Source organism: Planococcus sp. ISL-110 (assembly GCF_018613575.1).
Classification (GTDB): domain Bacteria; phylum Bacillota; class Bacilli; order Bacillales_A; family Planococcaceae; genus Planococcus.
Genome location: NZ_JAGGPX010000011.1, coordinates 254444 through 266647, shown reverse-complemented (window position 1 = coordinate 266647; position 12204 = coordinate 254444). Strand labels below are relative to the sequence as shown.

At 45.2% G+C, this 12204-nt stretch carries 9 protein-coding genes; 8 read left to right on the top strand and 1 reads right to left on the bottom strand.

Features of this window, described 5'->3' with window-relative positions; all coding sequences use genetic code 11:
* The first annotated feature begins 17 nt into the window (after window positions 1-17).
* Both J7I83_RS07160 and J7I83_RS07155 read left to right on the top strand, forming a co-directional pair.
* On the top strand, window positions 18-299 hold the full coding sequence (locus J7I83_RS07160; RefSeq protein ID WP_215100000.1) for a hypothetical protein: 282 nt from the start codon (window positions 18-20) through the stop codon (window positions 297-299).
* 17 nt (window positions 300-316) lie between these two features.
* Window positions 317-535, top strand: a complete 219-nt coding sequence (locus tag J7I83_RS07155; RefSeq protein WP_215099999.1) for a PepSY domain-containing protein — start codon at window positions 317-319, stop codon at window positions 533-535.
* 71 nt (window positions 536-606) lie between these two features.
* On the opposite strand, the gene J7I83_RS07150 is transcribed toward J7I83_RS07155, so the two are convergent.
* Window positions 607-2175 (bottom strand): ATP-binding protein, encoded by a 1569-nt coding sequence (locus J7I83_RS07150; RefSeq protein WP_215099998.1) that lies wholly within the window; start codon window positions 2173-2175, stop codon window positions 607-609.
* A gap of 231 nt (window positions 2176-2406) precedes the next feature.
* On the opposite strand from J7I83_RS07150, the gene J7I83_RS07145 reads away from it, so the two are divergent.
* From J7I83_RS07145 to J7I83_RS07120, 6 genes are all read left to right on the top strand, one after another.
* Complete coding sequence (locus J7I83_RS07145) at window positions 2407-3459, top strand: M42 family metallopeptidase (RefSeq protein ID WP_215099997.1); 1053 nt, start codon at window positions 2407-2409, stop codon at window positions 3457-3459.
* A 19-nt stretch (window positions 3460-3478) separates the two neighbouring features.
* Window positions 3479-4939: a UDP-N-acetylmuramoyl-L-alanyl-D-glutamate--2,6-diaminopimelate ligase gene (locus J7I83_RS07140; protein WP_215099996.1), complete on the top strand. Its 1461-nt coding sequence runs from the start codon at window positions 3479-3481 to the stop codon at window positions 4937-4939.
* A gap of 107 nt (window positions 4940-5046) precedes the next feature.
* A complete protein-coding gene (locus J7I83_RS07135; protein ID WP_215099995.1) occupies window positions 5047-6615 on the top strand; it encodes a peptide chain release factor 3 in 1569 nt (522 codons plus the stop codon).
* A 134-nt stretch (window positions 6616-6749) separates the two neighbouring features.
* The gene (locus J7I83_RS07130; RefSeq protein ID WP_215100119.1) at window positions 6750-9809 is read left to right on the top strand and encodes an efflux RND transporter permease subunit; all 3060 of its coding nucleotides are present in this window, start codon (window positions 6750-6752) and stop codon (window positions 9807-9809) included.
* 77 nt (window positions 9810-9886) lie between these two features.
* The gene (locus tag J7I83_RS07125) at window positions 9887-10966 is read left to right on the top strand and encodes an SDR family oxidoreductase (RefSeq protein ID WP_215099994.1); all 1080 of its coding nucleotides are present in this window, start codon (window positions 9887-9889) and stop codon (window positions 10964-10966) included.
* Between the two features lie 219 nt (window positions 10967-11185).
* A complete protein-coding gene (locus tag J7I83_RS07120) occupies window positions 11186-11983 on the top strand; it encodes a TerC family protein (protein WP_215099993.1) in 798 nt (265 codons plus the stop codon).
* Window positions 11984-12204: the final 221 nt, after the last annotated feature.

Genomic DNA, 12204 nt, shown 5'->3' with positions numbered 1-12204 from the left:
CCGGCGATGTTTTTGAAGTGGAATTTCATCGGCCTGGTGGACTTTATCTGGCTCTCGTCAACCGGCAGAATGGGCAAGTGGAAGCGATAGAGTTGATTGAAAAAACGGAAGCGGCTAAAGAAGTCACACAACAGCAGGCAGAGCAAATTGCATTAGAACAGGCGGAATGGGAAATTGGCGGCGTTTCCTATAACGAAGAACGCAATGAGTATGAAGTCAATGTTCGGGAAGAAACGCAACTTTCTACATTTATCATATCTGCAGCTACTGGCGAAGTGAAAAAAACAGCCAGAAACTGATTGAAGCGGAACCGCAAGTGGAAGAACCGGAGCCAGTTCGAATCATTACGCGTGATGAAGCGGTTCGGGTGGCCAAAAATACGTTGGACGGAGAAGTTCAGGAAGCAGAGTTTGTGCAGACGGAAGATGGTGGCTACTACCTGGTGGAAATTGTAAACGATCAGACCGAACAAGAGGCAACCATTCAAATCCACGCAGTCCGTGGAGATACCATGTCGGTCGAGTGGGACGATTGACTATGAGAGCCGGTTCATGTATTTCTCATCATATTCTCATGATGCCTTAATCTTCTGCTCAGAAGAAAAGGTTATTCTGCGGGCAAAAGAATGGTGGCAGCTGTTCCCACGCCGAGTGTGCTCGATATGCTGAGAGTACCTTTATGTTCCTGAATGATTTTTTGCGAAATAAGCAGACCCAATCCTGTTCCAGTTGCTTTTGTCGTATAAAAAGGTTCGAAAACTTCACTCAGGTCTTCTTCAGAAATACCGTTTCCTGAATCATTGAAGCTGATCGACAACATGGAATCATTTTCGGCCCTCAGCAGTACCTGAATTTCTCCAGGTTCATCCATTGATTCAATTGCATTCTTCAATAAATTGATGAAGACTTGTTTCAAGTGATGTTCTTCTCCGTTCACCTGAAAATCTTCACGCCAGTCTTTGTTCACCGTAATGCCATGCATATTAAGCTCTGGACCAAACAGCAGCAGAATATCATCCAGTGCATTCTGTATACTGAATTTTTTCAGTGCAGCAGCCTGGGGTTTGGCCAAGACCAGAAATTCGCTGATGATTAAATTGATGCGCTCCATCTCAGACTGGATTAAAGCCGTATATTCTGGGAAATGATGCTTTGGGTCGTGATGCATCATTTGGACGAAACCGGAGATAACGGTCATGGGGTTTCTGATTTCATGTGCGACACCTGCGGCAATTTCTCCAGCAAGCTTTAGTTTTTCTGATTGCAAAATCAGTTTTTCCGACTCTTTCTGATAGCTGATGTCCCGCGAGATGATAGAAGTGGCGATCACTTTTTGGGACTGATCGAATATAGGCGACAAGGTAACCTGAGCATGAAAGCGGCTGCCATCTTTTCGGACATCCACGGTTTCAAGGAGAGAATAGCTTTCTCCCTGCTGGACTTCCCGTGTCCGCATCTCGGCTGCCTCTTTCATATCCTGTGGATAAAGCGGCAGTGTTTTTCCGATGCATTCCTTAGCGGTCCATCCATAAAGTTCTTCGAAAGCCGGATTGACGGCGATGATTTTATTATTCGAGTCGAACACAGCTATGGCGTCTTTGGCTGTTTCAAAAAACAGCTGCAGGTAGCCTTCTTTTGACAGCAGAGCTTTCTCCATGGAAGCGTTTTTTATCTCTAACTGCTTCCAATACCGGCTGAAATAAATGCTGTGAAGCAGGGTGATCGCCAACACTGTAACAAAAAAGATGATGATCGATAATTGATTATATTGCAATGGTGCCCTATCAGCAAAACGGTCAACTACAGTTAATAGAAGCAAAGCTTCAAAAGAAGTGACAATGGCCAGCAGGATGATCGGTTTTGTGTCGTTATATAAGGCAGAAGCAATGATGGGTACGACAAAAAATACCAGTGTCACAGAAGATAAGGATTCGAAATTTAAAATGAAGATATACAGGTTCATAGTAAAAAGAATCACGACTTGAAGCAAACGTTCCGTTATTTGGCTGGAAAATAACACCAGCAATACCAGGTAGGAAGCGATGCCGAATAGCGGGGAAATAACTGCTGAATTTAAATCAACCCATTGATTGAGCAAAAAATGCAGGATGCTTGCAAATCCGTATAAATGGATGAATAATTGATTTCTTTTGCGGTTGGTCACATTGCGTTCCATTAGGCACCTCGAATTTTATGGTTTTTAATTTTATATATAAGTTGAACAAAAGAAATTTCCCTCTGCATCTGGCTTCAATCATGAAGAGAATAGAGCTTGCGTTAGGGAAAATGGAGAGTCCATGCAACTCAGCTGAAGAAAATCACCTCAACTAATACTATAATACTATAAGACAGGACTGTCCGAACATCTTTGATTTTGATATGATAATAAGACGGAGGAGTGATAGAGATGACTTACCAGTGGAATCAAAACGAAACGATTGATGTATTAAAAGAATTAGTGGGAATTCCAAGTCCGTCCGGCTACACCATGGACGTCATGTCAAAAATCCGCACTTTACTGGCACAATGGAACGTTGAGTACAAGACAACCCATAAAGGGGCAGTAATCGCAACAATCCAAGGGAAAAATAAGCAGCAACATCGCCTGCTGACAGCGCATGTTGATACACTTGGCGCCATGGTGAAAGAAATCAAACCGAGCGGCCGTTTAAAGCTGTCGTTGGTTGGCGGCTTTAAATTCAATGCGATCGAAGGCGAGAATTGCCTCATACATAAAGCGGACGGCTCGACCGTCTCCGGAACGATCCTGCTGCACCAGACGACAGTCCATGTCTACAAAGATGCGGGCACGGCTGAACGCAATGCTGATAGTATGGAAGTGCGCCTTGACGAAAAAGCCTTTTCGAAAGAGCAAGTGCAAAATTTGGGCATTGGAGTGGGAGATTTCGTGTCGTTCCAGCCGAGATTTGAAGCGACCGAATCCGGCTATATCAAATCCCGCCATTTGGATGACAAGGCGAGCACCGCTTTATTGCTTCAATTGGTGAAGCATTTCAGCGAAACTGGAGAAGAGCTGCCCTATACAACCCATTTCTACATTTCCAATAACGAAGAAATCGGCTATGGCGGGAACTCCAGCATCCCACCGGAAACACAGGAATACATTGCTGTTGACATGGGCGCCATCGGAGACGGCCAGGAATCAGACGAGTACACGGTTTCCATTTGTGCGAAGGATTCAAGCGGCCCTTATCATTACGGATTGACCCGCCATTTGATTTCCCTGGCACAAGACCATGCCATTGACTACAAAGTTGATATCTATCCCTATTATGGATCGGACGCGTCAGCTGCCATCAGCGCAGGACATGATGTCAAGCATGCATTATTCGGCCCTGGGATTGAAGCCTCCCATTCATACGAGCGCACACATACGGATTCATTAAAAGCGACGGCAGCATTGCTTCATGCATATGTGTTGTCTTCCTTGGTTTCATAAGAGTAAGGAGAGGAATTTCATGAACAGCAAAGATTTACTGACGGCAATTCCATACAACCAGATTAAAGGTGCATTACCGGAAACGATTAAGCATCTGACAATAGATTCCCGTGACATTAAAGCGGATTCGATTTTTGTTTGCATCGCGGGCTATACAGTGGATGGCCATAATTTTGCACAGCAGGCAGCAGATCAGGGCGCTACAGTGATAGTGGCAGAAAAGCCGTTGACGATAGAAAATGCGACAGTAGTCATTGTTGAAAGTACTTCGCGGACGCTCGGATTATTGGCTGCAAAATTCTATGATTATCCTTCAAAACTTCTGCACATGATCGGTGTTACAGGCACCAATGGCAAAACCAGTGTAGCTGGAATCGTGCATTCGCTGTTGATGGAGCTGGGCGAGAAATCGGCTTTGACAGGAACAATCGGTTTTGACTTGAATGGCCAAGTGCACCCATCAGCCAATACGACAAACGATGCGTTGACGACACAACAAATGATTGCGCGCGCACGTGATGAAGATTGTTCCCACATGACCATGGAGGTTTCGTCGCATGGATTGATTTTGGGCCGCTTGGCCGGGGTTGAGTTCGATACCGCCATTTTCACCAACCTGACGCATGATCACTTGGATTTCCACGGGACGATGGAAGAATATGGCCATGCCAAAAGCTTATTGTTTTCACAACTTGGCCAGGATCTTGCCAACCGAAAACAGGCCATCTTAAATGCTGATGATCCCTGGTCCAATGAAATGGCGAAAATGACTCCACATCCGGTTTATACGTATGGGATCCAAAACAATGCGCAATTCCAGGCAAAAGATATTCTATTGACGCATGAAGGAACAACATTTACCTTGGATTGCAAAGAAGGGCAATTTCCGGTGAAGATGAAACTGCTTGGGGAGTTTAATGTGTCCAACGCGTTGGCGGCGATTGCTGCTTTATATGCGGAAGGCTACATGCTGGATGAAATCCTGAAGGTGCTGCCAGTGATCGCTCCGGTTGAAGGGCGGATGCAAAAAGTTGAGTTGGCTGCGCCAATTTCTGTTTTTATAGATTACGCGCATACACCTGATGCCATCGAAAAAGCGATTGAGGCCGTACAGGATTTTAAAAAGAACCGCATCATTTTTCTGGTGGGCACAGGCGGCAACCGCGATAAGACAAAACGTCCCGTCATGGCTGAAAAAGCGTCGGTTGCAGATTATGTGGTCCTGACAACAGATGATCCACGCGACGAGAGTTATGAAAGTATTTTAGGGGATCTTGAAACTGGGATGACCCACAGCCATTTTTCCTGCATCGGCGACCGGGAAGAAGCGGTCAGGCATGCCGTACAACAAGCAGAGGCGGGCGACATCATCATACTCGCTGGAAAAGGGCACGAAGATTACCAGATTATCGGGAGTACCAAGTATCCGCACAGCGACAAAGAAATCGCGATACAGGAAGCATTGAAAAAGTTTCAGTAAAAAAGGGGCCTCTGGAGGCTCCTTTTTTACTGCAGGCGTTAAAATCCCTTGTTTTTTTCAGTTTCCTTCTCTAATATGAAGAGAGTAGATTAAAGGAGCGTATAAACATGTCAGACCAATTAAAGAATGAAATTCAAAATAGAAGAACCTTCGCAATCATTTCCCACCCGGATGCCGGGAAAACGACCTTAACCGAAAAGTTGCTGTTATTCGGGGGAGCTATCCGTGATGCAGGAACTGTGAAAGCCAAAAAAAGCGGCAAGTTTGCTACGTCCGACTGGATGGAAATCGAAAAGCAACGGGGAATTTCTGTAACTTCTTCCGTTATGCAATTCGACTATGCCGGACACCGTGTCAATATTCTGGACACCCCTGGACACCAGGATTTCAGTGAAGACACGTACCGGACCTTGATGGCTGTCGACAGTGCTGTCATGATCATCGATGTTGCCAAAGGGATTGAAGCACAGACCGTTAAGCTGTTCAAAGTTTGTAAAATGCGTGGCATTCCAATCTTTACCTTTATCAACAAAATGGATCGCCAAGGCAAAGAACCGCTGGAATTGATGGAAGAACTGGAAGAAGTTCTTGGCATTCAATCTTACGCGATGAACTGGCCAATCGGCATGGGCAAAGAATTCCTCGGCATTTATGACCGTTTCAATAAACGCATCGAACCGTTCCGTTCAGAAGGCGATCGTTTTCTTGAGCTTGACGAAAAGGGCAAATTGATTGAAGACCATGAAATGAAAAAAACTTCTTATTATACACAGGCAATGGATGATATTGAATTGCTGGATGAAGCAGGCAATGACTTTTCAATTGACCGCGTGAAAAAAGGCGAATTGACGCCGGTATTCTTCGGCAGTGCTTTGGCTAACTTTGGCGTCGAGACGTTTTTGGAAACCTACCTGCAATTTGCACCGTCACCGCAGCCGCGTGACACGCAGGAAGGCGAAAAAATTGATCCGATCGATATGCCTTTTTCCGGCTTTATTTTCAAAATTCAGGCCAATATGAATCCAGCTCACCGTGACCGCATCGCTTTTGTGCGTATCGTCTCCGGCAAGTTTGAGCGCGGCATGAACGTGACGTTGACGCGCACGGGCAAAGTCTTCAGGCTTACACAGACCACTCAATTTCTGGCAGACGACCGTGAAATGGTCAATGAAGCTGTAGCGGGGGATATCATTGGCCTCCACGATGTAGGGAATTATCAAATCGGAGACACCATTACGAGCGGCAAGAAGTTTCAATTTGAAAGCCTGCCACAGTTTACACCGGAACTTTTCGTCAAAGTAACCGCTAAAAACGTCATGAAACAAAAACACTTCCATAAAGGGATTCTTCAACTTGTACAAGAGGGGGCAATCCAGTACTATAAAACACTTCATTTGGAAGAAGTCATCCTTGGCGCAGTCGGCCAGCTTCAATTTGAAGTGTTCGAACACCGGATGAAAAATGAATACAATGTGGATGTGCGGATGGAGCCGGTCGGTTCCAAAATCGCACGCTGGATTGAAAACGAAGAAGAGGTCAAAGAATCAATGTCCAGTGGCCGGTCAATGCTTGTACGCGACCGTTTTGACAACTACGTCTTTTTATTCGAAAACGAGTTTGCGACACGCTGGTTCCAGGATAAAAATCCAGGCATCCGATTATACAGTTTGTTATAAAAATGAAAACCTGCTGCTGGCAGGTTTTTTTGTTTTTTTCAAAAAAGTGGCAGATAAGTGAACACGCTCTATAAAGTTTGCGGTTGCAAGGGATATTTCTTATGATAGAAGAACAAGGAGAGAGGGTTGAACAAATGAAAATAAGCGATTTTTCGATAAAAAGGCCAGTCTTTACACTGGTAATCATGTTTTTGATCATTATTCTGGGAGTGGTATCATTTACCCGTATCCCTATTACTTTAATCCCTGAACTCAATCCGCCAATTGGTGTAGTTGTTACCAATTATCCAGGTGCCAGCCCGACAGAAGTAAGTGAAAAAGTGACAAAGCCTTTAGAGGCGAACCTGGCGACCTTGCCAGGCATCCAATCGATTCAATCGAATAGCCAGGAAGGCTCAAATTTTATCCTGCTGGAATTTGATTGGTCGACAGATATAGACGATGTCCAATCAGATATCGTCCAGCGAATCGATCAGACGCCGATTCCTGACGATTCAAATGATCCACGTTTTTTAAAGTTTGATCCTGCTCAATTTCCGATTCTTCAGTTGTCATTGCGCTCAAGTGATCCAGATGCTGATGTGCGGGTGGTTGCGGAAGAGCTGGAAACGGAACTTCGTCAAACTGATGGCGTAGCCAGTGTCAATATCTCAGGCTCTTTAATAGAGGAAATCCAAATTGAGTTAAACCAGGCCGAACTGGAAGAGCGGGGCTTGCAGCAATCAGACGTCGTACAGCTTCTTCAGGCTAACAATATTTCGCTGCCAGGAGAGCCGATTGAGACCGAAGATGGCCGAAACCTGACGACCCGGATCATCAGCACGCTGACCAATGTGGAGGAAATCCGTGGACTGGTCCTAACCATTGATCCGATAGAAGGCGATAATGTCACAATCGGTGATGTGGCGGAAGTCAATATAAGTGAGCGTGAAAGCAATAGTGAAACAAGAACCAATGAAGAGCCGGCTGTCCTATTGTCTGCCCTCCAGGAATCGCAGGCAAATACAGCGGACGTTTCAGATGCCTTCCAGGAAAGGTTGGACGAGCTACTGAGCGAAGAGCGCTTCGAGGGAGTCCAGGCAGATATCCTGTTTGACCAAGGGGACTATGTCAAACTGGCCATCGGCAATATTGGACAGACACTGATCCTAGGCGGTATTTTTGCCATGCTGGTCTTATTCTATTTCCTGCGTGGCATTAGAAGTCCAATCATCATCGGTGTGGCGATTCCGTATTCGGTCATTGTCACGTTTGTTCTGATGTTTTTTGCCGATTTTGCTTTGAATATTTTAACTTTAGGTGCACTGGCTCTAGGAATTGGGATGCTGGTGGATAACGCCATTGTTGTTATTGAGAATATTGAACGCCATTTGGCAATGGGCAAGAATGCTAAAAAAGCGGCTTCAGAAGGGGCGAAGGAAGTTTCAGGCGCAATCATCGCTTCCACCTTGACCACCGTAGCAGTTTTCATTCCGGTTATCTTCATCTCGGGATTGATCGGAGAAATATTCTTTGAATTCGCTTTAACAATTTCGTTCAGCCTCTTTGCTTCTTTGGCGGTTGCTTTAACTGTTATTCCAATGATGGCCTCGCGAATGCTGGGCAAACCCGGAACAAAGCCGAAAGTGAAAAAAGACCGCACCAGAAGTGTCAAAGCATTTGAAGGGTCCGTTGTATGGGCATTGCGCCACAGAATCATCGTATTGCTTACAGCATTGGTATTATTGGTGTTCGGGGCTTTCGGTGTCATGCAGGTTGGTACGGAATTTATTCCAGCTACAGATGAAGGCTTTGTCAGTGTTTCCGTCGAACTTGAAAATGGTTCTTCCAGAACTGCGACGGACGAAGTAGTCAATCTGATAGAAGATGAATTGAAACTGGAAGAAGAAGTCGACGTATATGTCAGCCTTATTGGTTCCACGCAGCAAGGACAGGCGCAGGGTACTTCTGCATCGAATACTGCTGAAATTTACGTGAAATTGGTGGACCTGGCAGATCGGGACCGTTCGATTTTTGAATTCGTTGATGATGTGCAACCACGGATTCTGGAGACTGTTGGAGAACGCGCACGGGTCAGCTTCAACTTGCAGACAGCAGCGGGTTCTTCACCAAACACCTTGTCGTTCACTTTAACGGATACGGATCGTGCCCGTTTGGACAATGCAGTCGCTGACGTAGAGGCTGCCTTAACGGAGCTTTCGGAAGTGACGGAGCTGACGAACGATCGTCAGGAAACCATTGATGAAATCCAAATGACCATCAACCGCGAAGCAGCCACCGAGTATGGCCTGCCTCCGGTACAGATAGCCCAGACCGTCAATAACATCACTCGTGGGGTTTTGGCTACACAGGTACTGACAGAGAATGATGAAGTTCTCAGTGTTTATGTAGCTTACGAAGAAGGGGAAAGAAACAGCCTTGAGAAACTTCGGAGTTTGATGCTTCGGACGCCTGCAGGTGAATTTGTGGAGCTTCAGGAGCTGGCTGATATTGAAGTTGCACAGGGCCCTGTCAGCATCCAGCGTGTCGATCAGGCGGACAGTGTCTCCTTTACACTCCAGCACCAATCGAGTATCACATTAGGGGATATGTCTGCTGAAGTGGATGCGGCCATTGAGGAGCTGGATCTGGATGAAAATACACGGGTTTCGTTTGGCGGAGACCGTGAGCTTCTGGATAACTCCATAAACGATATGATGATGGCTGTGTTACTGGCGGTTGTGCTCGTCTATATTGTCATGGCAGCACAATTCGAATCCTTTAAGTATCCACTGGTCATCATGTTTACCGTGCCATTGATGGCGATTGGCGTAGCGATTGCGCTGTTCGTCACTCAGACGCCAATCAGTATCACCGCCGTTATCGGTCTACTGGTTCTGGTAGGTATTGTCGTCAATAACGGGATTGTGCTGGTTGACTATATCAATCAACGGAAAGAGGCGGGCATGGATTCCTATAATGCCATCATCACCTCTGTCCATGATCGCCGCCGCCCGATTTTGATGACAGCATTAACAACCATTCTTGGATTATTGCCTTTGGCGATAGGAATCGGAGAAGGAACTGAAATCAATCAGCCGATGGGAATTACCGTCATTGGCGGACTGATCAGTTCGACTCTGTTGTCGCTTTACGTCGTGCCGATTGTCTACAGCCTATTTGATCGGCAAACGAGAAGAATGAACAAAAAGTAAGCCTTCGGGTTTACTTTTTTCTTATGCTGCAAATTAATGGGAAATTTAGTATGATGGAAGAAAAGGGGGCTGAAGCTATGAATCAAGTAGTGTTTACAGGGTTTCCGGGATTTATTGCCAGTCAATTGATTCAAAAGCATGCGCAGCAAAACGAGTCAATTTCTGCCATTATCCTCTCGTCTGAACGGTCAAAAGCAGAAAAGGAAGCTCAGCGCATCCAAAAGGAAACCAATTGCCCCACTATTAAACTAATTGAAGGAGATATTACGAAAGCTGGTCTGGGGCTTACCGATTCCGACACAGCCTATTTGAAAGCGCAGAGGGTGACCTTTTGGCACCTTGCGGCCATTTATGATTTGGCAGTTCCCAGGGATCTTGCTTGGAAAGTCAATGTGGAAGGCACCCGTAATGTAAACACCTTTATCAAAGAGCTGCCCAATTTGGAGCGTTATGTATACTTCAGCACAGCTTATGTAGCCGGCAATCGGGAAGGCACCATTTACGAGGGACAATTGAGCCGTCCGGAAGCCTTCAAAAACTACTATGAAGAAACCAAGTTTGAAGCGGAACTGCTGGTGGATGAAATAAAGAAATCGGTATCGGCCACAATCATCCGGCCCGGCATAGTCCGTGGCCACTCGATTACCGGGGAGACAATCAAATTTGACGGGCCTTACTTTTTCCTGAATCTGATTGACCGGGTCAAGTTCCTGCCATTCATTCCATTCGTCGGGCGTTCCACATCCTACATAAATGTGGTACCGATTGATTATATTTTGGAGGCATCCATTTATCTCAGCAAATTGGAAGCGGCAACTGGACAAACCGTCCATCTGACAGATCCGAATCCCCACCCAGTTGAAGAAGTTTATCGCAGCATGGTCCAATCAATGACTGGTAAGAATCCAAAAGGGCGTCTGCCTCATAGCTTGGCCAAATTTTCCTTGTCCATCGGTCCGGTAAGAAGGGGCTTGGGTGTGGAAAAAGAAACCCTGGATTATCTGACGTGGTCAGCTGATTTTGATACTCAAAATGCTGAAAGGCTGTTGGCAGGAAGCGGCATACGCTGTGCCGATTTTTTGGATAGCATGCCGGCCATGGTGCGATTTTACAATTTGTATAAAAAAGACAAAAGTTTTCAAATCACCATCACTTAAACTTCCACTCGAATTAAAATGATGCTATAATAATTTTACAAAAAAATACACTTTGACTTTCAGTCAAGGGGGAGTAGCTATGGGGAAACCTATTTCACAGTCGTCAAGACATGGTTAGTAGCCATCGGTTGTGATAGCAAATTAATTTGCTTAGCGAGACCTTTGCCTTTATTTGGGCAAGGGTCTTTTTTGTGGTTAAAATTAGGAGGAGAGAGTGGAATGGAAGCAATTTTATTGGAGTATGCCTGGGTACTGTTGGTTTTAGTTGGACTTGAAGGGCTACTGGCTGCAGATAATGCAGTGGTAATGGCGGTAATGGTCAAGCATTTACCGAAAGCGCAACAGAAAAAAGCGTTATTTTATGGTTTGGTAGGAGCTTTCGTTTTCCGTTTTGCAGCGTTGTTCATGATTACGCTGTTGGTTAACATTTGGCAGATTCAAGCACTTGGGGCGGCTTATCTATTGTTTATTTCAATAAAGAGCATATATGATCAGCGCAAAGGAGAGACAGATGAAATTCTTGAAGGCGTTGATGCAAAACCGGAGAAAAAAGGTTCAAGTTTCTGGATGACAGTCTTGAAAGTTGAGTTGGCTGATATTGCTTTTGCTATCGATTCGATGCTTGCAGCAGTTGCTTTGGCTGTCACATTGCCGCATTTGAATGTCTTTGGAATGGATGATATTGGCGGGATTAACTCAGGCCAGTTTATGGTCATGCTTGCAGGTGGATTGATCGGTGTGATCATCATGCGATTTGCAGCACATAAATTCGTACAGTTGCTTGAGAAATATCCACAGCTCGAAACAGCAGCATTCGTCATTGTTGGATGGGTCGGAGTAAAACTATTGGTCATGACATTATCTCACGAAAATGTAGGCATTTTGCCGCATGATTTCCCGCATTCTACACCGTGGACACTTGTCTTTTGGACAGTGTTGCTTGGCATTGTTGTGGTAGGCGGAATTTTAGGGATTAAACAGAAGAAAGAACAGGTTAAGGAACAGGAAGTCAAATAATTTTTTTCCGAAGAGCTTGATTAAAAGGTGCGTTGATTCCATTCAATGCATCTTTTTTCTATGGTCATGTCAATGATAGATTTATGGATAGAAAAAGACCACCACCGACAAAAGAATTGATTTATAAGCGAATAATGGTAAGAACAGAAAAACCTCCCTCTTTTCAATTAGATCCTTCAAAGTTACAATCAACTAGGCAGTAACTTTGAGAAGAGGTGAAT

Bases quoted from the DNA above. Each gene is read 5' to 3' on its own strand.
- J7I83_RS07145 (WP_215099997.1), top strand. From the start codon at position 2,407: ATGACTTACCAGTGGAATCAAAACGAAACGATTGATGTATTAAAAGAA.
- J7I83_RS07130 (WP_215100119.1), top strand. From the start codon at position 6,750: ATGAAAATAAGCGATTTTTCGATAAAAAGGCCAGTCTTTACACTGGTA.
- J7I83_RS07140 (WP_215099996.1), top strand. From the start codon at position 3,479: ATGAACAGCAAAGATTTACTGACGGCAATTCCATACAACCAGATTAAA.
- J7I83_RS07125 (WP_215099994.1), top strand. From the start codon at position 9,887: ATGAATCAAGTAGTGTTTACAGGGTTTCCGGGATTTATTGCCAGTCAA.
- J7I83_RS07135 (WP_215099995.1), top strand. From the start codon at position 5,047: ATGTCAGACCAATTAAAGAATGAAATTCAAAATAGAAGAACCTTCGCA.
- J7I83_RS07150 (WP_215099998.1), bottom strand. From the start codon at position 2,175: ATGGAACGCAATGTGACCAACCGCAAAAGAAATCAATTATTCATCCAT.
- J7I83_RS07120 (WP_215099993.1), top strand. From the start codon at position 11,186: ATGGAAGCAATTTTATTGGAGTATGCCTGGGTACTGTTGGTTTTAGTT.